This window comes from uncultured Algibacter sp., from assembly GCF_963976535.1.
Classification (GTDB): Bacteria; Bacteroidota; Bacteroidia; order Flavobacteriales; family Flavobacteriaceae; genus Algibacter_B.
The window spans coordinates 1-24191 of the sequence record NZ_CAXBLF010000052.1; the positions used below are offsets into that span (position 1 = coordinate 1).

24 protein-coding genes are annotated in these 24191 nt (G+C 32.4%); 9 read left to right on the forward strand and 15 right to left on the reverse strand.

Annotation, left to right across the window (positions count from 1 at the left end):
- The 4 genes from AAC024_RS12575 to AAC024_RS12590 all read left to right on the forward strand — a co-directional run.
- On the forward strand, positions 1-298 hold a 298-nt coding region (locus AAC024_RS12575; RefSeq protein WP_339895833.1), incomplete at its 5' end, for a 2TM domain-containing protein.
- A gap of 12 nt (positions 299-310) precedes the next feature.
- The gene (locus AAC024_RS12580; protein WP_339895834.1) at positions 311-640 is read left to right on the forward strand and encodes a 2TM domain-containing protein; all 330 of its coding nucleotides are present in this window, start codon (positions 311-313) and stop codon (positions 638-640) included.
- Between the two features lie 280 nt (positions 641-920).
- On the forward strand, positions 921-1580 hold the full coding sequence (locus AAC024_RS12585; protein WP_339895835.1) for a hypothetical protein: 660 nt from the start codon (positions 921-923) through the stop codon (positions 1578-1580).
- A gap of 1 nt (position 1581) precedes the next feature.
- Positions 1582-2337 carry a LytTR family DNA-binding domain-containing protein gene (locus tag AAC024_RS12590; RefSeq protein ID WP_339895836.1) on the forward strand — a complete coding sequence of 252 codons (756 nt, stop codon included), beginning with the start codon at positions 1582-1584 and terminating at the stop codon, positions 2335-2337.
- 113 nt (positions 2338-2450) lie between these two features.
- On the opposite strand, the gene AAC024_RS12595 is transcribed toward AAC024_RS12590, so the two are convergent.
- From AAC024_RS12595 to lpxD, 3 genes are all read right to left on the reverse strand, one after another.
- Entirely contained in the window at positions 2451-3209 is a 759-nt protein-coding gene (locus tag AAC024_RS12595; protein ID WP_339895837.1) for a DUF6090 family protein, read from the reverse strand.
- Between the two features lie 139 nt (positions 3210-3348).
- The gene (locus tag AAC024_RS12600) at positions 3349-3519 is read right to left on the reverse strand and encodes a hypothetical protein (RefSeq protein WP_339895838.1); all 171 of its coding nucleotides are present in this window, start codon (positions 3517-3519) and stop codon (positions 3349-3351) included.
- 39 nt (positions 3520-3558) lie between these two features.
- Positions 3559-4551 carry a UDP-3-O-(3-hydroxymyristoyl)glucosamine N-acyltransferase gene (gene lpxD / locus AAC024_RS12605; RefSeq protein WP_339895839.1) on the reverse strand — a complete coding sequence of 331 codons (993 nt, stop codon included), beginning with the start codon at positions 4549-4551 and terminating at the stop codon, positions 3559-3561.
- Positions 4552-4706: 155 nt separating this feature from the next.
- On the opposite strand from lpxD, the gene AAC024_RS12610 reads away from it, so the two are divergent.
- Positions 4707-5660 carry a Fic family protein gene (locus AAC024_RS12610; RefSeq protein WP_339895840.1) on the forward strand — a complete coding sequence of 318 codons (954 nt, stop codon included), beginning with the start codon at positions 4707-4709 and terminating at the stop codon, positions 5658-5660.
- Between the two features lie 213 nt (positions 5661-5873).
- On the opposite strand, the gene AAC024_RS12615 is transcribed toward AAC024_RS12610, so the two are convergent.
- The 3 genes from AAC024_RS12615 to AAC024_RS12625 all read right to left on the reverse strand — a co-directional run bounded on the left by AAC024_RS12615 (position 5874) and on the right by AAC024_RS12625 (position 9482).
- Positions 5874-7046: an LETM1-related biofilm-associated protein gene (locus AAC024_RS12615; protein ID WP_339895841.1), complete on the reverse strand. Its 1173-nt coding sequence runs from the start codon at positions 7044-7046 to the stop codon at positions 5874-5876.
- 85 nt (positions 7047-7131) lie between these two features.
- Positions 7132-8196, reverse strand: a complete 1065-nt coding sequence (locus AAC024_RS12620; protein ID WP_339895842.1) for a serine hydrolase domain-containing protein — start codon at positions 8194-8196, stop codon at positions 7132-7134.
- The gene (locus tag AAC024_RS12625) at positions 8193-9482 is read right to left on the reverse strand and encodes a DUF1343 domain-containing protein (RefSeq protein WP_339895843.1); all 1290 of its coding nucleotides are present in this window, start codon (positions 9480-9482) and stop codon (positions 8193-8195) included. Before AAC024_RS12625 ends, AAC024_RS12620 begins: the two co-directional genes overlap by 4 nt.
- Before the next feature lie 8 nt (positions 9483-9490).
- On the opposite strand from AAC024_RS12625, the gene AAC024_RS12630 reads away from it, so the two are divergent.
- Complete coding sequence (locus AAC024_RS12630) at positions 9491-10726, forward strand: FtsX-like permease family protein (RefSeq protein ID WP_339895844.1); 1236 nt, start codon at positions 9491-9493, stop codon at positions 10724-10726.
- Positions 10727-10907: 181 nt separating this feature from the next.
- Positions 10908-12266: a pyridoxal-phosphate dependent enzyme gene (locus tag AAC024_RS12635; protein WP_339895845.1), complete on the forward strand. Its 1359-nt coding sequence runs from the start codon at positions 10908-10910 to the stop codon at positions 12264-12266.
- A 13-nt stretch (positions 12267-12279) separates the two neighbouring features.
- Here the strand turns inward: AAC024_RS12635 and AAC024_RS12640 are convergent, their stop codons facing one another.
- From AAC024_RS12640 to AAC024_RS12650, 3 genes are all read right to left on the reverse strand, one after another.
- Complete coding sequence (locus AAC024_RS12640) at positions 12280-12807, reverse strand: CIA30 family protein (protein ID WP_339895846.1); 528 nt, start codon at positions 12805-12807, stop codon at positions 12280-12282.
- Between the two features lie 68 nt (positions 12808-12875).
- Positions 12876-13427 (reverse strand): GNAT family N-acetyltransferase, encoded by a 552-nt coding sequence (locus tag AAC024_RS12645; RefSeq protein ID WP_339895847.1) that lies wholly within the window; start codon positions 13425-13427, stop codon positions 12876-12878.
- 88 nt (positions 13428-13515) lie between these two features.
- Positions 13516-14085, reverse strand: coding sequence for a superoxide dismutase family protein (locus AAC024_RS12650; RefSeq protein ID WP_339895848.1), 570 nt, complete (start codon positions 14083-14085; stop codon positions 13516-13518).
- Positions 14086-14208: 123 nt separating this feature from the next.
- Between AAC024_RS12650 and hemN the strand changes: the two genes are divergently transcribed.
- Both hemN and AAC024_RS12660 read left to right on the forward strand, forming a co-directional pair.
- Positions 14209-15573 (forward strand): oxygen-independent coproporphyrinogen III oxidase, encoded by a 1365-nt coding sequence (hemN, locus tag AAC024_RS12655; protein WP_339895849.1) that lies wholly within the window; start codon positions 14209-14211, stop codon positions 15571-15573.
- Between the two features lie 60 nt (positions 15574-15633).
- On the forward strand, positions 15634-16467 hold the full coding sequence (locus tag AAC024_RS12660) for a universal stress protein (RefSeq protein ID WP_339895850.1): 834 nt from the start codon (positions 15634-15636) through the stop codon (positions 16465-16467).
- Between the two features lie 384 nt (positions 16468-16851).
- Here the strand turns inward: AAC024_RS12660 and AAC024_RS12665 are convergent, their stop codons facing one another.
- The 6 genes from AAC024_RS12665 to AAC024_RS12690 all read right to left on the reverse strand — a co-directional run bounded on the left by AAC024_RS12665 (position 16852) and on the right by AAC024_RS12690 (position 24035).
- On the reverse strand, positions 16852-17403 hold the full coding sequence (locus AAC024_RS12665) for an RloB family protein (protein WP_339895851.1): 552 nt from the start codon (positions 17401-17403) through the stop codon (positions 16852-16854).
- Complete coding sequence (locus tag AAC024_RS12670) at positions 17404-18660, reverse strand: ATP-binding protein (RefSeq protein WP_339895852.1); 1257 nt, start codon at positions 18658-18660, stop codon at positions 17404-17406.
- 271 nt (positions 18661-18931) lie between these two features.
- Positions 18932-20335 (reverse strand): TolC family protein, encoded by a 1404-nt coding sequence (locus tag AAC024_RS12675; protein ID WP_339895853.1) that lies wholly within the window; start codon positions 20333-20335, stop codon positions 18932-18934.
- Entirely contained in the window at positions 20335-21690 is a 1356-nt protein-coding gene (locus tag AAC024_RS12680) for a biotin/lipoyl-binding protein (RefSeq protein WP_339895854.1), read from the reverse strand. The genes AAC024_RS12675 and AAC024_RS12680 overlap by 1 nt, the downstream gene beginning before the upstream one ends.
- 3 nt (positions 21691-21693) lie before the next feature.
- Complete coding sequence (locus AAC024_RS12685) at positions 21694-23361, reverse strand: ATP-binding cassette domain-containing protein (RefSeq protein WP_339895855.1); 1668 nt, start codon at positions 23359-23361, stop codon at positions 21694-21696.
- Positions 23362-23363: 2 nt separating this feature from the next.
- Entirely contained in the window at positions 23364-24035 is a 672-nt protein-coding gene (locus AAC024_RS12690; RefSeq protein WP_339895856.1) for a TetR/AcrR family transcriptional regulator, read from the reverse strand.
- Positions 24036-24191 lie beyond the last annotated feature (156 nt).

Consider the following 24191-nt stretch of genomic DNA (forward strand, 5'->3'; position numbering starts at 1 on the left):
ATTATCAGAAAATTTTGAAACTGATCAAAAATATTTAAGAGCGCGCAAACGAATTGCAGAGATAAAAGGCTTTTATCAACATCTATTTGCCTATTTTTTATTCACACCTTTCACAATTTTTATTAATTATAAAACCTACTGGGATTATAAATGGTTTTGGTTTTCAGTTATAGGTTGGGGTATTGGTTTGGTAATACATGCATTCGTGGTTTTTGTAAAAAAAGGAGTATTTGGAAATAACTGGGAAGAACGCAAAATTGAAGAATTGATGCGTAAAGAAAAAAATAAATGGGACTAAAACATCACAATCATGAAAGAGTTTAAATTAGAACCTTACGACGACAAAAATCACGAAAAAGAGGAAGCTTATATTCGAGCAAAAAAACGAGTAAAAGAGCTTAAAGGCTTTTATTGGCATGCCTTCTGGTACGTAGCTGTAAATATATTTATCGTTAGCACAATTGCCTCTAATACTAAAGATATCTGGAATTTCGGCACCTTTTCTACGCCAATTTTTTGGGGTTTAGGTTTGGGGTTTCATGCACTGGCGGTATTTGGTAAAAACCTCGTTTTTAGTAAAAATTGGGAAGAAAGAAAAATTAGAGAGTATATGGATAAGGATAAAAAGCAATGGAAGTAAATGTCACTTCGAGTGTTGTGATTAAATATCACAAAGTATCGAGAAGTGGGCGTTACCCCGAAAAGGGGTCGGGCTTTTATTCATGCATTTCTATTTGAATTATTGAATTCATGAACATAAATGTTTCGCTATATCTTTTCCTTTTTGTCATTCCTGCGAAGGCAGGAATCCACTAACTAATTTTTTAGCTTGTTTAAAAGTTCTAGCAATTTAGCAAGAAAAGCAAAAGGATGCCGCTGCAATCCCTAACGCAAAACCAGAATACCCATCATAAAACCAAATGGAAACTAACAACCTTTTACATAACACAAATATTATAGCACATGTGCTTTTTGGATCTATAGCTTTATGTTTAGGGCTTATAGCATTGTTAAGTAAAAAAGGCAAAACCCTTCATACAAAAAGCGGGAACTTATTTTTAATGTGCTTAATTGTTGTAATTACTACGGGCTTAGTAGGTGTTTTTATTTTTAAACGCAATTCCTTTTTGTTGGTAATAACGGTACTTAGTGGGTATTTAGGGTTTTCAGGTTACCGCGTTTTAAAGTATAAAAACAATCAACCAAAAATTTTAGATATTGCTATAGCATTGTTAACACTTGCTTCAGTATCTTATTTCTTATATTATTTTAAATCTATTGGTATGATTTGGTCACCAATAATCATTTATAGTACCGTTGGTTATTTATTATTTATGATTACTTACGATTTTTTACGATATTTAATTCCGCAATCTAAATACAAAAACCTTTGGTTGTACGAGCATATTTTAAAAATGGTAAGTGCATTCAGTGCCATTCTATCGGCGTTTTCAGGAACCGTTTTTGAAGATTATCAACCATACAGTCAATTTTTACCATCCACTTTAGGCATGGTAGTCGCTATTGGTTTTATGGTCTATTATGCAAATAAAAACAAATCACTTAAAAGAAAAATATAAAATGAACGTAATCATTATAGAAGACGAAAAACCATCAGCAAGACGTTTACAGCGTATGCTTCAAAGTTTAGATTTAAAAGCTGAAGTTATGCTACATTCCGTTGAGGAATCTATAGACTGGTTTCAGAATAATGAGCACCCAGATTTAATATTTCTAGACATTCAATTAAGTGATGGTTTATCGTTTGAGATTTTTGAAACCGTAGATATTAAATCTGCTATAATTTTTACCACAGCTTATGATGAATATGCGCTTCAAGCGTTCAAATTAAATAGCATCGATTATTTGCTCAAACCCATTGACGACGAGGATTTGGCAATCGCAGTTAAAAAATACAAAGAACGAGCACCACAAAAACAAGCCGTAACTTTAGATTTTAACGATATTAAAAAATTACTAGTAAACCCTATAGACCGCGAGTATAAAAAACGTTTTTCAGTAAAAATAGGGCAGCACTTAAAGCTCATAAATATTGACGAAATTGAATGTTTTTACAGCGAGAATAAAGGTACATATTTACACACCACAGAAGGTAGAAATTACCTTTTAGATACCACACTAGAGCATTTGGAGGACGAATTAGAACCTCAAACCTTTTTCCGTATCAATCGTAAATTTTTTGTCAATATTAACGCTATAAAAGATATGGTAAGTTATACCAATTCGCGTTTACAAATAAAACTGAATTCTTATAACGAGCAAGATGTTGTTGTAGCTCGCGAACGTGTTAAGGATTTTAAAGGCTGGTTGGAGTAGTTTTTTTGTGGTAGATGTCTTGTCCCGAAATATAGCTACAGGTTAAAATTGAATATTTCTGCTGAATTTATAGCATAAGTAAGTAATTACTTATAATTATTGTTGTGCTTTAGTTATTTTTTCAGTTCTTGTTTTATTAAAGTTAGAATTTCATCAATTTTTTTGTCTAATACTTCAAACCTCTGGTCAGCAAATTTTGATGCTCCGATGAAGGACGACAAAAGGCTTTCAAATTCTTGCAACTTGAGTATTTGTGTATTTTTGTTATCGAATTTGGATTCGGTTATTCCAAAAACACCTCCAGTAGCATTGAATATTGCATCTCGTAGATTTATTTGTTTCATTGATAAATCTAATAATTGAAACCTATATTTGGAAAGTTCTGCCTCTTGAAATTTTACTCTTTTAAGAGACTCTGACCAAGAAGAAAGTGATGTCCTTAAAACGGAATTGTCTATGATTGATAATTTTCCCGAAGAAATCAGTTCATCAATGATTTCATTTCGAGGTCTAAATTCAACTTCATTGCCGATAGTATTTATAATTAATGAGTCGAAACTTTTTTCACTTATTTCTGGCTTGCTAGGTCCGGTGTAATTTAGAATTTTCAACCCAAAATTGGCGTTTTTAACATTTAAGGTTACAAGGCTTTTTAAATTCTTTTTGTTGAAACCAAATTCTTCTTGCAATGAAATAAGATAATTTTGCTCTAAACTGTCATTTTTTCTTTTCTCATTCCAATTATTGACTTGAAAGGCAATCAAAATTCCGATAACCACAAGTATAATTTCTCCAATAGCATAAAGTAGATATTTGCTGAATTTACTTTCAGTTAGTAGTTTTTGTCTAATTTTTCTAAAAAATTTTATCATTGTTTAATGGTGCTCAGTTTTTAGCTAAATGTATTTCATCGGTCTAGTATAAGGAAAGTAGGGTAGTTATCTGAAATACTTTTCGGGTCAAGTTAAAGCCGAATTTTTAAATTTTGTATCTCTTATCATAGATGTCCTGCTAGTCTTTTTCCTTACTCAATTTTTCAATAGTAGCTTTGTTTTGGATATTTACAAATTCCAAAGCCTCTTTACCATCAACTTCTTCTAACCATTGGTATTTGTCCTCCTGTGCTTGAATGAATTGACTTATTCCGAAAACTGCTAAGAATAATAAAGTGTATTTTTTCATAAAACAAACGTAACTGAAATTTTTTACAAAGTCAAGCGTTTACTTCTTAGCCAACCTTCGCATCACTACCCATTGTTTTAGCATATCTCTAGCATCTTGCGCAGGGTAGCCCAATACGGTTTTTCCAGCGGCAATATCGCCTACAACACCAGAACCTGCCCCAACTGTAGCACCAGAATGTATGGTAGTATGGTCTTTAATAGAGGCACTTCCGCCAATAATAACACCATCACCTAAAGTTACCGAACCTGCAAGTCCGCTATGACCTGCCATAATACACGAGCGCCCCATAATACTGTTATGAGCGATTTGAACTAAGTTGTCAATTTTACAACCATCACCAATAATGGTGCTGCTAAATTTGGCTCTATCAACACACGAATTGGCACCAATTTCAACATAATGTCCAATTATAACATTCCCTATTTGAGGTATTTTTACAAGTCCGCGTCCATCATCACTAGGTCTATATCCAAAACCATCAGCACCTATACTAACATTGGTGTGAAAAATACAGTAGCTACCTATAATACAACGTTCTCTAATAACGGTTCCTGACCAAACAACTGTATGGTCACCTATACTAGTTTCATCAAAAATACACACGTTAGGGTATAAAATAACACCGCTTCCTAATTCTACATCTTTACCAACATAACAGTTTGCACCTATTTTACAGCCGTTGCCAATAGTAGCTGTTTCATGAATCACTGCTGTTGCATGAATATCAGTTTCAAACACTGGAGCTGGCGGATTAAACAATTCTAATATTTTGGCCATGGCTAAATCGGCATTCTTAACTTTTATTATAGCACGATTGTCACCTGGCTCTAAAGTTAAATTGTCATTAACTACTACCGCACAAGCTTTAGAGTCTTTCCAATACTTTAAATATTTTGTACCCCCAATAAATGATATATGTTGGCTTTTAGCATTTTGTAGTTGTTCTGGGCCTTCAATTTGTTGTGTTGTGCTTCCTATTAATTCGCCTTTTAAAAGGTCGTTTATTTCTTCGATAGTAAAAGACTTCATAATATTAGTTGTTTTCCGTAAATCTAATGAAAAAAAACATGGTATTTTTTAATAGAAAAGTATTTTCATAGCTTTATTGGTAGTCTTATTTTAAAAAATCACTAATATCGGTATAATAATTTTTTAAACCAAAACGATATTAGTATCTTTGGGATGTGTGGGATATTGATGTAACATATAGAACAGAATTAAGCGCAACTTTCGAGCGTCTTTTTGAAAAGGTAAAGGTTTTAGAACAAGCTCGACCTTTACCAAGCATTGCTTTGCTTAAAATTAAAGAAGCCTTATCCATAGAATGGACTTATAATTCCAATAGCATTGAAGGTAATACTTTAAGTTTGCGAGAAACACAGATGGTACTTCAAGAAGGTATTACCATTAAAGGGAAATCACTTAAGGAGCATTTTGAAGCTAAAAACCATGAGCATGCCATTGATTATTTATATACTTTAATACATGATGGTTATATACTTAATAGTAAAGATATATTGTCGCTTCATGGTTTAATGTTACGCTCCATTGAAGATGATTTTGCTGGTAGATTGCGACACGGCGGTGTTAGAATTTCTGGAGCAAACTTTGTTCCGCCCAATGCTAATAAAGTATCTCAATTACTTGATGATTTGGTAGATTTTGTTGTTACCAATCGGTTACAGTTAAATACCATTGAATTGGCTACTTTTTTTCATCATAAATTCGTTTGGATTCATCCTTTTTTTGATGGTAATGGACGAATGGTTCGTCTTGCCATGAATTTAATTTTAATGAAGCAAGGGTTTCCGCCTGCAATCATTTTAAAAAACGATAGAAAAAAGTATTACGAAGCTTTAAATCAGGCAAACAAAGGGCATTATTCAAAATTGATGCTTTTAATATCTCAGGCACTTGAACGTACTTTAAATATTTATATCAGTTCGTTGCCAGATAGTGGTGATGATTACAAACCAATTTCTGATATCGTTCAAGAACCAGATATTGCTTATGGTCAAGAATACATAAGTTTATTGGCTAGACAGGGTAAAATTGATGCGCATAAAGAAGGTAAAAATTGGTACACAACTAAAGAGGCTATTAATAATTATATAGCTAATAGAAAGCGCAAACGATAAGTTATTTGATAGTTAAATTGACCCGTTATACCTTTTGAATAAACTTTGTCAATTCGAGTGAATTTTACTCATTTTTATGAGTGAAATTTGTATCGAGAATCAATTTTTAGGTTTTAAACCTGTTCTCGATACAATCCCGAAAAAATCGGGATCACTCGAACTGACATTCAGTTTGATATCATAGCTCAAAATGCACAATGGGTTAAATTGGTATTACTCCTCAATCCTATTTTCATCAAAAGCAGATGGTAATAATTTTGGAATAAATTTCACAACTAAAGGCAATAGTAAGGCGCCACCAGGAAGTAAAAATATAGCAAGACTTGGTATGGATTTGAAAATATCAAGTAGCTGTTCTTGTACTTTTTTTTGTTCGTCTTTATTCAAATCTCTAACAGTTGATTGTGAGAGTAAAACCATCAGCTCTTTACTGTCTTTCAACTCTTGGTATAAACGTTTGCTGTTTCTAGTAATAAGTTTATTAACCATTTTGCTAGAGTTGTTATAAAAACTTTGTACTAGATTTTTAGAACTTAAAAGTGCAATATTATCTTTGTTGACTGTGTAAAAATGATTGACAGCCTTTATAGATTGATGAATTTTAGAAATATTCAGTTCTAAATCTTGACCAAGCTTTTCTAAAAAATGTTGTTCTTCAACATCAATCATCTGGTCGCTCCATGTGGCCATACAAGCTAAATCTAAAATATAGTATTTCTCAAGTTCTGTATTTACATTTTTAATAGCCTTTTTGTAGTTTAAATTTGTGTTTTCTTGATAACGTAAAGACGATTCAAAAAGTTTGATTAAACTATCGTCGTACTGGTTTTTTGTTTCTTTTGAATTTAAAACATTTATAGAAATTGAAGCAATTGATGCTTCCATATTCTTTAAATATTCTGTGGATATTTCAAGATTTTCTAGGTAGGTCTTGTAAGCCAGAACATCAACAAACAATAGCGCATTGATAATAAAATAATTGAAGTTTTTGGTAAGTACATTGGCATCTATCTGGATGCGCTTATGTATTATTTGTTCCAGTTGTTCACTCGATTTTTTTTCACCTAATAAATCTCGAAAAAAAGAGGTTTTAATCGGGTCAATATCTGTGTAAAAAGGAATAACACTTTCAATAAACGAGATATCGCTATTTGAGTTAGCATGTGTGTAATATAATGCTAAGCATAAATTGGTTTTACAAAGTTCGCCTTCTGTAAGGTCTTTTTTTGGAATAACCTGCGTAACAACGTCTAAATTACTTCCATATATAAATCCACAAGATCTTAAAGCATCATAAAAAGATGCTTTGTCATACTTTAAAAAAAGATCGTTTTCACGTGTCTCCTTAAGTAACTTCTTAATCCAGCCAGCGGATGATGGGTTCATAATTCAATTATCAAAATAGAATGTAAAAGTAAACTTTTAGATGAATATGTGATTAACAAAATTTTAATTAAAATCTACTAATATGTTAATCAACAAAAACTGCTTCTAAGGCTTCTCCAAATACTTCCATATCAACACCTGATCGATTTGTTAGAACAGAAATAACAACACCTTCTTTCGGATAAATTAATAGTATGGTAGATGAGCCAACGCCACCACCAGTATGATAGTATTTGTGTGTGTTGTTTTTTGTGCATTCAACGGAAAAACCAATGCCATAACCAGTAATTTTTCCAGATTTTAATTTTTGTGACGTTATCATTTCTGATAAGGCTTCTTTTGAAACTATTATAGGTGAAATTATTTCTTCTCCAAACTTGATTAAGTCTTCAGAAGTTGATAGAAAACCACCGCCAGCAACTTTATATTCATTAGCAACAGGGGTTGAAAGTACGCGTTTTTTTTTGTAGAAATTAGTTGTATTCGGAACGTTTATTTCAGAATCATCTAACATGGTGTTGGTCATTCCTAAAGGTTTAAAAACAGAATTTTTCACCAAATCGTTAAAATTTATTTTTGAAGTCTTTTGCATAATTTCACTTAACAAAACATAGCCGAACGTGTTATAAGAGAATTGTGTTGAAGGCTCAAATAAAAGCGAATCGTTTTTAAATAATTCTAAACCTTTCGTGATTGACATCTTTTTATTTAAAGTAAATTCATTGTCTTTGTAATGCCTTATTCCAGCACGGTGTCCGCCTAATTCTTTAACTGTGAAGTCGTATGCTTTTTTAGGGAAATTGGGTAGATAAGTATAAATGCTTTCATTCAAATTAATAAGCTTATCATCTATCAATTTAGCAAGCGTCAACGCAGTGATTGATTTTGAAATGCTAGCAATTCTAAAAAGTGTTTTGTTTGGTTCAACTTTGATTTTAGGTTTTCTCTTAGTATAACCAAATCCTTCAGACCATATTAATGCTTCTTTTTTTGAAACAGAAATAGACATTCCTGGAATACCTTGTTGACGAAGAAACTTTTTAGCTAGTTTTTTTGCTGCTCTAATTTTATAGTCGCCAGAGGTTTCAGTATTCAGATTAAATCCAACGGAAGTAAATAGTATTATTAAAGAAGCTAAAATATGTTTCACGGATATATTAAATATGTTTTACGAGTTTCTTTGAAGCGTTCTAATCCATCTTTCCAAGTTGCTTTAATGTCTTCTTCACTTAATCCCGCTTCAATTTGTTGTTGTAATTTTTTAGTTCCTGCTAGTTTTATGAAAAACGCGTTAAAGAATTCTGATTTGTTTTCAGTGTTATTATAAGCTTCAATAAGCCATTTTAAGTTTATAGTATTAATGGTCTCAACTTTTGTTAAATCCTTGCCATAACAAATTTTATTTTGATGCTTCGGATATTTTGAGCCTTCGTTAGGTTGTGGTATAAATTCAAAGTCAAAGGAGTCTTTGTTCAAAAAGGGACTTCCAAAAATCTGAAATTGCATTTCCGTACCTCTTCCAACACTTACATTAGTACCTTCAAAAAAGCATAAACTGGGGTATAAGTTAATGGCTTTGTCATTTGGTAAGTTCGGACTTGGTTTTATGGGTAAACTATAATTCAAATTATGACTGTAATTTTTAATAGGAATCACTTTCAAATCACATTGTGTACCATTTGCTAACCATTTTTCACCATTAATCATTTTAGCATATTCACCAATGGTCATGCCGTAAGCCACAGGAATAGGATGCATGCCTACAAAACTTTTGTGTTCCATTTCTAAAATGGGGCCATCAATATAATGTCCGTTTGGGTTAGGTCTATCAAGAATAATTAAGGGAATATTTGCTTCAGCGCAAGCTTCCATAACATAATGCAAAGTTGATATGTATGTATAAAAACGGACTCCAACATCTTGTAAATCAAAAAGCATAATATCTATTTTAGAAACACCTTTTGAGATATCACTTTCGTATTTTTTAGTTTCTTTTATTTGCTCTAGTTTAGGTTTTTTGTTTGCACTATAAAGCGATATAATTGGGACTCCAGTTTTTGCGTCTATGCCATCTTTTATGCGTTCACCGGCGTCAGCTTTACCTCGAAAACCATGTTCAGGGGCAAACACTGTATTCACATCTATATTTAATGATAGTAATGAATCTACTAGATGGGTGTAACTTCTGCTATCCGTATTCAAATCTTTATCAATAAAAACAACACTCGACTGATTAGCCACAATCCCAATGCGTTTACCTTTCAATAAAGGCAAATAGATGTCAGTTTGATTTGAACCAACCACTATAGAACTATCTATCTGAATTTGTTCAAGACTCTCGCCTTTCGCATTTGTGTTGTTTTTCACTTTAGAAGCGCAAGAAATCATTACTAAAACAAATAATAAAACTGTATTTTTGAAAACATTAAACCGCATAGTAAATTTTGAATTACGAGTTTTTTATAGCTAAACGCATTATTGGTAGTAAAGCGTATAAAAGTAGTATATCGGCACCAATAATAAAAATTGGTATCGCTGCAATTGCTATTGGCATTGTGGTGATGATGATAGCTATTGCAACGGGTATTGGTTTGCAACAAAAAATACGCGACAAAGTGGTGGCGTTTAATGGGCATGTTACCATCACAAATTACGATAATAATAACTCCCAAGAAAGTGTTTTTCCCATATCTAAGAATCAAGATTTCTATCCAGATTTTAAGTCGGTAGAAGGCGTTAGTCATGTACAAGGTGTCGCTTCAAAATTTGGAGTTATTCGTACCGAAACAGATTTTGAAGGTGTGTATTTAAAAGGTGTAGGTGCTGATTATAACTGGGATTATTTTAAAGAATTTCTAATAGAAGGCAAGCTACCAGATTACACACAAAAACGAAATGAAGATGTTTTAGTCTCAAAATATCTAGCCAACCGATTAAACTTTAAAGTAGGCGACAACTTTCAAATGGTGTTTGCAAAAGACGATCCAGAAAAGCTTCCTAATATCATTACGTACAACGTAGTTGGAATCTATAATTCAGGATTTCAAGATTTAGATGCACAATATCTTATAGGCGATATTCGCCACTTACAACGCATCAATAGATGGGAAAAAGATCAAGTTGGTAATTTTGAAGTCTTCATTGATGATTATGATGAGTTAGACGAAAAAGCAGCAGAAATTCATCAAAATATTTCCTCGTTATTAGACTCACAATCTATTACAGATCGTTACTATTCTGTATTCGAATGGATTAAAATTTTTGATAAAAATATTTATGGCATTATTGGTATTATGATACTCGTAGCAGGTATTAACATGATAACCGCACTACTCGTTTTAATACTAGAACGCACCAGAATGATAGGTGTTTTAAAAACACTAGGAAGCAGTAATTGGAGCATCCGTAAGCTCTTTTTGTACAATGCTTCATACCTCATTCTATTGGGCTTATTTTGGGGTAATATTTTAGGGTTAGGCCTATTATTTGCACAAAAGTATTTCAAACTTTTTCCGTTAGATCCAACGGTGTATTACGTAACAGAAGCACCCGTTTTTATCAGTTTCGGGTATATCTTAGCCTTAAATGTGGGCACACTAATTTTGTGTTTACTCATGCTCCTAATGCCTTCGTATATCATCACAAAAATATCGCCAGTAAAAGCCATACGTTTCGATTAATTAATTTTTTGGGCGCCTGCCTGCCGGCAGGCAGGTTACCATAAGGGTCGGGCTTTCCGTTACAAGTCCTCGATCGCACCTCACTGTGGGCTTTCCACTACAATCCCTAACCACATATTAACTAACATTTAGCATAAACCAATTAGCTTTTTAGTATTTTTGAAACATCACAAAAAAGACTATGGACTACGCTGAAAATATACTAGAAACCATTGGTAATACACCTATGGTGAAACTTAATACGTTAACAAAAGATTTGCCTTGTCTAGTATTAGCAAAATACGAGACTTTTAATCCAGGGAATTCTACAAAAGATAGAATGGCCGTTAAAATGATTGAAGATGCCGAGGCCAATGGTAGTTTGAAACCAGGCGGAACTATAATAGAAGGAACCTCAGGTAATACGGGTATGGGTTTAGCCTTAGCAGCTATTGTAAAAGGTTATAAAATGATTTGTGTTATCAGCGATAAGCAAAGCAAAGAAAAAATGGATATTCTGCGTGCCGTAGGCAGTAAAGTCGTTGTTTGCCCAACAAATGTAGAGCCAGAAGACCCTAAATCCTATTATTCAACGTCAAAAAGACTTGCGGAGGAAACTCCCAACTCTTGGTACGTAAATCAATATGACAATCCAAGTAACGCACTCGCACATTACGAAAGTACCGGACCAGAAATTTGGAAGCAAACCGATGGTAAAATAACGCACTTTGTTGTAGGTGTAGGTACTGGCGGAACTATTTCCGGCGTTGGGAAATATTTAAAAGAGCAAAACCCAAACGTTAAAATTTGGGGTATAGATACCTATGGTTCCGTATTTAAAAAATATCATGAAACTGGTGAATTTGACGAAAATGAAATTTATCCATACATCACCGAAGGTATAGGCGAAGATATTCTGCCAAAAAATGTAGACTTTAGTATTATTGATGGTTTTACAAAAGTGACCGATAAAGATGCAGCCATTTACACACAAAGATTAGCAAAAGAAGAAGGTATGTTTCTTGGTAATTCTGCAGGGGCTGCAATAAAAGGAATTCTTCAATTAAAAGAACATTTTAAAAAGGACGATGTAGTGGTGGTGCTTTTTCATGACCATGGAAGTCGTTATGTAGGTAAAATGTTTAATGACGAGTGGATGCGCGAGCGCGGGTTTATTGAAGATGAAATCACTTCAGCAGCAGACCTTGTTGCAAATAACTCTGAGAAACCATTAGTTACTGTAAAAACAGAAGAATTAGTGTCGCATGCTATTGAGCGCATGAAAGCTCACAAAATATCTCAAATACCTGTTGAAGATTCAAGCGGATTTGTTGGTGCTATTGACGAAGCCGATTTGTTAAGAAAGTATATAGAAAACAAGGATATTTCAGATTTGCCTATAAAAGAGGTCATGCATAAACCATTCCCAATAGTAGATAAAAATACACCTATCGAAACCATATCAAAGTTATTTGATAAAGAAAATAATGCTGTATTGGTTAAACTGGAAGAGGGTAAATACCAAATTATTACGAAGTATGATATTATAAGTGCACTCTAAAAAATTTATGAAACTACTTTAAAATAATACTATCAATTTCAAGATTAAAAGCTTCGGCTTTCTTGTTTCCAATTAAAAAAGCAATCATGTCCATGTGTTCTCCAGAGTAATTAGCGGCATCTAGTTTTCTGCCACGAAATGCAGGATACATGCTGTTAAATGGAATTTCTATGGTTTCCCATTCTTTAGAGGTTTCAAATGAAGTGACATAAGAGTAATAGTCTGAATCGTTTTCTTTAATCCTGAATTGATAGGTTTTACCGTCACCTTTTAGTTTAATGCAAACTTTAGTATAGTTACTCACTTTTTTGGTGTCAAATCCATATTGCACCATTGAAAAACCACCATTGTTTTCTAATGACACATCTCCAGAAAACACCCCATTTCCAGTATCGTTAATTTTAAAATTTCCATTAGATCGTCCTCCCATAACTACATCGTCAACAATACGCCAGTTGGAAATATCGCTTTTAGAATCAAAATTAAATAGGTTCATAGGTGTTGGTAGTATTAAAAATAGCGATAGAAAAAGAGGTTTCATTAAATCTTATATTAAAAAAAATTAACACAACTGTTAAATATTATAAAAACAAATTGTTAGATTTTAAATCAGTGCTTTGTTGTTTGCTGGTTTTTTATAATTTGATATACAACATTAGAAAGATTGTCATCATCTTTTTTATGCTCAATAAGATGAAATCCATTTTTTTCTAAAAGCTTTTTTGAATTTTCATTTTGAATATGAGTAAATGCCTCAATCTTATTTATTTTTAATTCGATGAACCCAAAACTCACCACCCTTTTCAGAGCTTCGCTCATAATACCTTTTCTTTGAAATGTTGGATTTAAATCGTAACCAACTTCAGCTGTTTTGTAGTCTTCGGAAAAATTCCATAAGCAAATGGTTCCTATAATTTTGGTGTTGTTATTTAGTGTTATGCCCCACGAAATAGATTTATTATTTTCAAAATCTGTATTTAGTTTTTTAATGTGTTTAATGGCATCAGATATATTTTTTGTCTTTCTGTCTTCAGGCCTATCAATAAATTTATTTATGGTTTTATCAGAACGTAAGAATAAAATAACATCGCTATCAGTTACTTCTATCTTTCTTAGAGTAAGCCTTTCTGTCTTAATTTCTGGAAAAGTTTGAATGTCCATTTATTTCGTCTTTTCACTTAAATTTTCCACTAGTAACTCTTAACCCATTAAAGGATTTATAAAGTAAAAATATTATAATATGTGGAAATTACCGAATAATACCAGCACAACTTATACGAGCTCCGGCAGCTCCAGAAGGTTGCGATGTTAAATCGTCAACACCAGCGTGAACAATAACGCCTTTTCCAAGTATGTTTTTAGTGTCGTCTCCACAGCCAATACACCATTCGTTTGTAGTGAATGAAATGGTCCCATTACCATTTTCATCAGCAGTAAAATTACCTATATCACCTTTATGATAACCCGTTTCTGCACCCCATTTACCATGTGGTTTTGCCGTTGGGTTCCAATGGCCACCTGCAGATTTCCCATCAGCAGAGGAACAATCAGAAGAATCGTGAATATGAATGGCATGTTGCCCAGGAGTTAAACCGCTAATAATAGCAGTCATACTAACTTCTCCATCTACTTCTTTAAAAACCACGTTGCCGCTAACATTACTTTCACTTTTGGCACTTAATGTAATTTTTACTTTTTTAGGTGCTACAACTGCAGTTTCTGTAGTATCAGATTCAATAGTTTTAGGCGCTTTCTTTTCATTTTTACATGCTGTAAAACTTATAGCTAAGGCGATTAATATGAAGCTTAATTTTTTCATTTTTATAGGATTTTATTTATCGGAAAGTTAAGGCATAATTAAACAAATTGCAAGTTATAGCTATGACATATATCATATTTTCTTGTACACTATTATATTAATTTTGAAATATAAAAGTTAGGTATGTTAAAATCATTAGTCAATAAATACAATATTGCAGGACCTCGATATACGAGTTATCCAACGGTTCCGTATTGGAATCAAGAGTCTTTTTCTTTAAAAAAATGGAAGTCATCCTTAATACAATCTTTTAAAGAAAGCAATTCAAAAGAAGGGATTAGTATATATATCCATTTACCATTTTGTGAAAGTCTTTGTACATTTTGTGGATGTAACAAGCGGATTACCAAACAACATAGTGTTGAGTCTCCATACATAAATGCGGTTTTAAAAGAATGGCAATTGTATTTAGAGTTATTTGATGAAAAACCAGTTATTAAGGAATTGCATTTAGGCGGAGGAACACCTACCTTTTTTAGTCCAGAGAATTTAAAGCATCTTATCCTTGAAATTTTAAGAACTTCAGAATTGGCTGATGGTCATGAATTTAGTTTTGAAGGCCATCCAAATAATACCACTCGCGAACATTTACAAGCCCTTTTTGATGTTGGCTTCAGGCGAGTAAGCTACGGTGTACAAGATTATAATGAAACAGTGCAAAAAGCGATTCATAGAATTCAACCATTTAAGAATGTTAAGCAGGCCACAGAGTTAGCCAGAGAAATAGGTTATACTTCAGTGGGGCACGATATTATTTTTGGGTTACCGTTTCAAACCTTAGAACATGTAGAAGAAACGATTTTGAAGACTAAGGAATTACTTCCAGATCGATTGGCATTTTACAGTTATGCACATGTGCCATGGATAAAAGGAAATGGACAACGAGGATTTAATGATACAGATTTGCCTTCTGCTGAATTAAAAAGGAATCAATATGAATTAGGAAAGGAATTATTGGCTGAAGTTGGGTATGAAGAAATAGGTATGGATCATTTTGCTTTAACTACCGACTCACTTTATCAGTCAATGACTCATGGTGATTTACATAGAAATTTTATGGGTTATACAGCATCAAAAACTCAAGCTATGATTGGGTTAGGAGTGTCTTCAATTAGCGATAGTTGGTATGGTTTCGCTCAAAATGTAAAAGGTATTGAAAGCTATTACAACTTGTTAAAAGATAACATTATTCCTGTTTATAGAGGGCATATTTTAAATGATGAAGACTTAACTATTCGTAAACACATTCTCAATTTAATGTGTAGATTTGAAACCTCATGGACAAAAGATTGGTTGTATTTTGATGAATTACCAGATGCTTTAATTCTATTAAAAGAAATGAAAAAAGATGGGTTGCTTCAAGTTTATTCTAATAAAATTGAAGTTACCAAAAAGGGTCAGCCATTCGTTAGAAATATATGTATGGCGTTTGATGTGTTATTACAAAGAAAACAGCCAGATACACAGTTGTTTTCTATGACTGTTTAGCGTAATTATTAGAAGACTTGACAGATTTCTAAAACCTGTCAGGTCTAAAAAACACAAAATATGAAAAAAATTATTATACCCGTAGATTTTTCTGAACACTCTGAATATGCACTTAAAACGGCAGCAAAACTTGCCAAAAAACACAATGCAGAGTTACTCGTTTTACACATGCTTGAAATGTCGGATATTATGTTATCCGCTTCAGACGGACTTCAAAATCAAAAAGCCGCTTTTTTTCTTCAGGTAGCAGAACAAAAGTTTGAAGAATTTTTGAAGAAAGAGTATTTAAAAGATGTAAAAGTAACTTCAATTATTAAGCACTTTAAAGTATTTAGTGAAGTTAATGATGTAGCACTTAAGCATGATGCGGATTTGATTGTTATGGGCTCTCACGGTTCTAGTGGTATTGCAGAATTTTTTGTTGGTTCGAATACCGAACGCGTGGTTCGTAATGCAAATATTCCTGTATTAGTGGTTAAAAACGATGTGTCTGATGTGAATTTTGATGTCGTTGCTTTTGCTTGCAATTTTTCAGAAGAAACTATTAAACCCTATTTAAATGCGGTAAAGATGTTTGATGAAGTTGGCGCTAAACTCTATTTGGTTCATGTGAATTTACCTAACGATAGGTTTATGAGTACTTTAGAAATTGAGCAAAAAACGGTTAATTTCTTTACAAAAGCAGAAAGTAATTTAGATAAAATGAAAGATGTTCATTATGTATCTGATTATACCGTTGAAGAAGGTGTTTTAAATTGTGCCAATAAAATTGGAGCAGATTTAATAATTGTGCCAACACATGGTAGAAAAGGGCTAGCACATTTCTTTGAAGGCAGTATTGGCGAAGATGTAGCAAATCACTCTACGTTACCAGTTATGACATTTAAAATTTAATTAACACATAGAAATTTTTAAAAAAGTATTTTGGGCGTTACCACAAGGGTCGGGCTTTTCGTTACAATCTTTTTAAAAACGTCATAGCGAGGAGTAAGCGACTTGGCTACCTGTCTATTATTTGCTTTAAAGCTTATTTAATTCTAGTCAATTTTAAAAAGGATTTCCTCTGCAATCCCTAACGCACTTGTTTGCTGTCTTATATTTTTAGACTGAAAGTTGTTTTGTTTTTGGAGAAGTTCGTTTAATGTGTTTGTGTATGATTAGTGGCGTGTTTAAGCACCTAATTTAGCAAATAAAAACTAAATAGAAAATCCGCGAGGATTTTCGTAAGTAGGCTAGAACTAGCAATAAATTATATACGGTTTTGTGTGTTCGTGCTTTTTATTTTTTTAAACCTTCCAGAATTTCAATCAATTTGTACATTGTAGAACTCGGATTTTCATGAGTGTTTAAAGCTTTTGCTCTTTTAACAGCATCTTCTCTTTTCAAAATCAGTTTTTCCTTTAACTTTTTATCAATTGCACCTTTTTTATAGGTTCTATTTCTGTTCTTCATTTCTCTACAACAATTCGCATTGTTTGTGCTTGCTGTTTGATTTTTATAATGCAGTAAAAACCATAATTCGATGCATGGATTTGATACAAGTAATTTACAGCCTTTAATTTTCGAAAGTCGAGTTATCATTTCTGGAACGTCTAAATCATACACAAGATAATTCGAGTCCTTCTCGTGTGTTGGCTTTCCTTGTTTATGATTTTCTATATACTCTGCTGTTATATTATTTCCACCAATTTTTGGGTGTATGTGTATAGATGGAATTCTATAAACGGATTTTAGTAAATTAATATATGCCTCTTCTGTTTCTCCTTCACAGAAAACAAACAGAGTTGGGTTAATTTTTTTTCCTTTCGGTTCTCTTCTCCTTCTAGCCATCTATTCATTAATAATTGAATGTAAATTCTCTATTGAGTCATTTACTATTGGAATAGAATCAAATCTTCCTTGTAAATATGCTTTCTCCAAGTCCATTGTGTCTCTAAAGTCGCTATAGTCATAAAGAGAATATAAATCAGAACCACCATCTTCTTTTTTATTCACAAACCAAATTTGGTCTTTTCTAAACTTATCTAAATCCAATAGATTTGTATTATGAGTAGAAAAGATTAATTGAGCTTCTGAACTTGCATTAAATATTTCAATAATGTAATCGACTATTTTGGGATGCAAACTATCTTCTATTTCATCTACAAGCAAAGTTTTATTATTTTTTACTATGTCTATAATAGTAAGCATCATTAAAAACAACTTTTGAGTACCTAATGATTCTTCACTGAAATCAAAAGATGTATTAGGTGAAAACTTGTGGTAAGTTTTCAACTCAATTTTTTCTAATTCATCATCAACAAAAAACGCCTCTTCAGTATCCAAATTAGCTTTTAAACTTCTACCTTTTTCTTTTTTGAAGTTTACCTTAAAATCTACAATATCACTGTCTGCGAATTGAAGGGCAGTTAATAATTGATTTTTATATGCTTTTATTAACGACTCAAGATTACTTTTCCCATAATTTGAATGATGCAAAATGAAATCTCTATGAAAAAAATTGAATATATCTTTTGGAATTTCCCTATCCATTTGACTTGCCCTAGAAATATATAACGTCTTATTGGAAGTATTCTCCGCAACATCAAAAGGTCTTTTTATTACAGATGTTCCAAAAGAATATTTTTCCCTTTTAGTTTTTCCTGCATTTTCGTCTCTTTCGAATACTTTAGCTTTTCTACCATTCGGATAATAGTATAAACTTTCTGTTAAGATTTTAGTTCTGCTAAGTGAGAATGAATATTTATATTCTATACCCTTTATTACAAATCTTATAAAGTAATGAGAAGGCTCATTAGAATATCCTTTGAATTTAAATGGTTTAAAATTAAAAATAGTATTTTCATTATGCTTATGAGATTCATAAACCATTGCATTACAAAACCTAATAGTCTTTATAATATTTGTTTTTCCAGATGTGTTTGAACCATATAAAGCAAGTGTTTTTAATACATCTAAATCATTATAATTAAATATGTTTTTCGATAATGATTTTGATTTAGCAGTATTAATATTTCCAGCTCTTAAGTCTAAAACTACTTCTTCATTGACTGAGAAGAAATTGCTTAATCGAATTTCTAATACCATTTTATATGTTGATTTTGTAAAGTTTTTACAAATATAGGCATTAAAAAGAATATTAAATTAATTTTAACAGGTTTTGTGAGTTGGTTTTTGGCATGACACACAATGTTCTTTACGGATATGAAATCGTTTTAATACTGAAACAAGTTCAGCACATGTGTTTTATATCCGACGTTACCTGCCTGTCGGCAGACAGAAACGAAGGTAGCTGAAATTTTTTACAAAGTCATGTTGGTTCCATAGTTAATAGCCAACTAGATTTTAGCTCCAAAACTTAGTTCGTCTGAACTTCAGCAAGTGCCAAAACGTTAAACAAATTAGCTTTAGTTTTAAAGAAGTTATTCTCAATGTCTATTGCTTTTAGTTTTGCGTCAATCAATTTTGATTCTCGAGAGTTCACTAAAAACAAGGAGCTTTCTCCTAAAAATAATTTACGTTCTTCAGCTGTTAGCATTTTCGAATAATCATCAACTATTGCATCCGTATAATCATTTTGTAAGAGGTATGAATCAAGCTCTTGATTAATCGCATCAATCTTGTTTTTAAGACTTACTCTGGTATTTTGAATTTCAAATTTTGTGTCTTGCAATTTTATTTTTGCTAACTTCAAATCACCGCGTTCTTTTCTTAAAAACAAAGGAAAACTCATATTTACGCCACTTTTATATGCTGAAGTACTAAACGAGCGCACTACTTCTGGAGTTTGCGATAAAAAGTTGTACTGCAAATCGATTTGAGGTAATAAATTATTCAGTTTTAAACGTTTTTCAATATTTAAACTTTGAAATTTATAATCTAGAGATTGTAATTTTGGATGATTTTCAATATCAAAACTTTCAATATCCAAGCCTGAAGTATTTAAAGTTACATCAATCGTGTCAAAGGTATTCGCATCAGGAATAACAAGGTCTTGAATTTCAATAGGTGTATTACCATTCAACCACAAATAGTTTGATAACTCTAATGAGGATTTAACAAACTTAATTCTAGACTTTTCTAAATTCAGCTTTCTATTGTTTAAGGCAATTCGAGCTTCTAAAGTATCTATTGCAGGTTTATCGCCAACTTCAAAACTCTTTTTAATGCCATTAAATCGCATTTCGGCATTGGTTAAAAAGTCTTCATAAACGCGTTTTTCATTATATGTTTTTAACCAATTAAAATAGGTAACTGTAGCGTCATATAAAATGGTGTTAACTAATAACTGCCTGTCAGCTTGCGCTTGTTTTACATACAGTCTAGATTGCCTTAACATCGCCATACGACTGTTAGTAAGTAATCCTCTTGCAATGGGAACAGATATACCAGCGCTATATAAACCATCTTCTGGAACAAAGGCTTGAGGGTTTAAAAAATCGCCCGTATTCTCTTCAAAATTCCCTTTTAACTCTACACCAAACCAGGTCGGGATTTTAAAAGAAGCATTAAGTCTGTCATAATACTCCGTGTTTTTAAATATCTTTCTATCATAATCTACTTCCAATTTTGGGTCAAAAGCACCACGAGCTTTCATCAGTTTTGCTTCACTTTCATTAATAATCAAGTTAGCTTGTTTCACAATAGGATGAAACGACTTAACATAGCCTAAATATTCAGATAGCGACATTACCGAAGTACTATCTTGCGCCGAAATTAAACTGCTAAAGCATATTAAAATAGGTAATAAAAATGCTCTCATTAGTTATCTTTTTTTAAGGCTGTTTTGTTGCCTTCAGGTTGATAATAGTTAGGCGGGAAGCTGTTAATTTGTCGCCATAATTCAAACCAAATAGGCACATCTTCTAATAAGGCAATGGTTCTTGCGCCAGAACCTACTCTAATGGCTTCTGGCCATTTGTGGTCTGTCTCATCTGGTGCTAGTAATACTCTATATTTACCATTATCACTTATAAAACGCTCAATGGCTACAACTTTTGCACCATAGGTTCCATAAGATACATTTGGCCAACCGCTAAAAACTATAGCTGGCCAGCCATCAAACTGCACACGTACTTTTTCGCCTTTATGAAGTAAGGGCAAATCAATAGGTCTTACAAAAGTTTCAACAGCTAAATCGTATTTTGAAGGCATAATACCAACTAATTCTGCACCTTCTTTAAAGGTGACACCAATTCCACCAGTTAAAACTTTATTTATGAATCCGTTTTGTGGCGCAGTAACATACAATAGACTATTACGCTTTTTGTAATTACTATAGGCGTTTTCAAGTTTGGTAACTTGTGCTTGTGTATCAAAACCACTGGATTGTGCCGTAAACATATCGCTTTGCGCCTTCGAAATTTTATCAGTAAAAGCAGCATTGGTTCTTGATAATTCTAACCGCGCATTAATGACTTCATTTTGACTTGCTAGATATTTGTTTTCTTGCGAAATAAATTTAGCCTGAGTTGCTTGAAGTTTTAAGCGTTTTTCTTCTACATCCCTCAACGCTTTTAAACCCTCTTCCTGCAACGTTTGAATACGATTAAATTGGGTCTCTGCAATTTTTAAATTGGTTTTTGAAGCTTCCAAATCAATGCTATCACTTTTTACTTTTAGGTGCGATTGTATCAATTTGTTTTTCGTCTGTTCTAACTTTAATTTTTGCTCATTTCGCAACGCTGAAATTTGTCTATTTAAAGCATCAACTTTTCCGCCATAAGCAGTTACAGACGATGATTTAGCTTGTATCTGATCATTGGTTCGTTCCATAAGTCTATCATCAAAATAATCACTTTTCACTTCAGATATTCTTAAAATAGTATCGCCCTTTTTTACTTCATCACCTTCTTGTACAAACCACTCTTCTATGCGCCCTGGAATTTGCGATTGGATATGCTGTGGGCGCTGATTAGGTTTTAAAGTGGTGACAATACCTTGACCTGTTATATTTTGAGTCCACGGTAAAAACATCACGATAAATAGAATAATTGCCGCAGCCAATAAAAACCTATTGAAGTATTTGTAATACTTAATATTCATGATTTTTTTTCCAGACTTATAATCAGCTAAGTCTATTTTTTTGTTCAATTGATTATGGGATATATTGAGCATAACTTAGTTGGTTTTAGATTTGATTTGACCTTTTTCTAAAGTGATTATTTCGTTACATTTATCTGTCCAAACAGAACTAAAACTAACGACAACAAGTGCCCATGGTCTGTCTTGATGTGATAAATAATCTACAATAGCTTTTGTTTCCAATCTATTAAATCTATCTAAGGCATCTTCAAGAATTAATACTTTTGGTGTTTTTAGAATAGCGCGAGCCAAAACAATTTTTTTAGATAGTGAGTAAGACATTTGTTTGCCATCAGGATAAAGTACCGTGTTTAATCCTTCGGGTTGTTCCTTTATAAAAGACTTAAGACCTACGATATCAAGTATTTCGTAGATTTTGTCGTCCGTAATATTAGAATTACCAAAAGTCAAATTGTCTCTAATAGAGCCTTCAAAAGGATTTTCATCAGATAAAGAAAGTCCTAATTGTGACCTGTAATAGTTTAATTGTAAACTATTAATGGACATATCATTCACGTAAACATGGCCAGATGTAGCTTGTATCACTCCAGCAATTAATCTTAATAATGTAGATTTTCCAGAACCACTTTCACCTTTAATTAAAATTCTGCTTTTAGAATTTATTTTTAGTGAGATATCTTTTAAAATATGTTTGTCCCTATTAGAGACTTCATAAGTAACATGTTCTAATTCAATATGGATGCCTTTGCTAAATTGTGGTATTTCTCCAGTTTGACTTTCTAAATCTTTATCTACAATCTGACCAATTTTCTCTAAGGACGTCAGCGTGTCGTAAAATGATTCTAAACCTAAAATTAGTTTTTCAACCGAAGCAATAACGAGTAATATGATGATTTCTGCTGCAACAAATTGCCCAATATTCATTTCTTGGTTTAATACCAAAGCACCACCAATTAATAATAAACTTGCTGTAACGATCACCTTAAAAGTTATCATTTGAATAAACTGGAGCATCAATACTTTAAAGTGACTTTCTCTGGCTTTTAAATAGTTATGAACTAAGGCGTCATTTTTGTTTACAGCCAAACTTGTACTTCCAGATAATTTAAAACTAATTACTGAACGGGCGACTTCCTGAATCCAGTGCGCAACTTTGTATTTATTTTTCGATTCTTTTAAGCTGGTTTCCAGCCCTTTTTGTGCAGTAAATTTGAATACTACAAAAATAAGAACGAGCAACAAAAGGCCAAATACAATAAAGAAGGGATGATAAAAAGATAGTAGAATTAACGCAAATAAAATTTGTAAAACTGCGGTTGGCACATCTATTAAAATTTTTGATAAACTCTTTTGAATAGTTAGGGTATCAAAAAATCGGTTTGCTAATTCTGGCGGATAATAGTCTCGTAATTCTGACATTTTTATTTTTGGAAAACGATAGGTAAATTCAAAAGAAGATCTTGTGAATAAACGTTGCTGTATCGTTTCAATAATTCTTAATTGCATCAATTGTAATGCGCCAGAAAACGCGACACCTAGTGTTACTATAATGACCAATATTACCCAAGATGTAGAAATTTGAGCTCCTTGAATTAAGTTAATAATAGACTGTATGCCAAGAGGTAACGATAACGCCACAATACCAGCAAAAATGGCATAGTAAAAAATTTGCAGGATATCTCTTTTTTCCAATTGAAGCAAACCAACTAATCGTCGCCAAGGGGTCATTTGTTTGTGTTCCATAGTTAGGATTTCAAAGTGTTAAGCACTAGGTTTTTTATGAAATTGGTTGGGGAAAGACTGTCGTTACAATCGGTAATGGATTTAAAATGGTCTTTTAAAAAATGCTGATGTAAACTGCCTTCAAGTATAGTGCTTGCAAGACTAGAAGGGAATTTATAACTGGGCTGTTTAACTTTTATCATATCCCGTAAACGATGCACAATACGCTTGTAGATGACAAAATAACCTTCTTTATTTTCCTGATCTACTTCTTTGGTAAGAAATGATTTTGAATTTTCATTTACCATAATTTTGTTTAAAACAACCTCATTAATATGGGAGAATTTTGAATCTTCTTTTATGGTTCTTGTTACAATTTCAATTGCTTTTTCAAGTTTGTCTTCTGGATTTAAACTATGCGTTTCAAATACTAATTGATACTCAATCCATGCCCAATACCATGACGATAAATAAAGTAACAACTTATGTTTGCTTTCAAAATAACGATAGATAGAACTTTCGTTAGAACCGATTAATGTTCCTAATTTTTTAAATGTAAAGCTGTCAAAACCAATATCGTTAATCAAAATAATGCTGTGTTCCACAATGCGCTTACCTAAAGCAGAAGATTCTGGGTCTTTTACATAGATTTTTTCTGGTACTGCAATCTTTAAATTTGAAAGTAATGAATCCATAGTTGATAAATTTAAATGCAAATATAATAGTAATACTATTATAATAGGAGATAAAACTATCGTTTTTGTCAATGTGCCATCGAGAAATACTATACGGAAACAAAATTATGATGTTAATGTTTTGGTAATGAGTATGTTTTGATAGTTCAAAATATC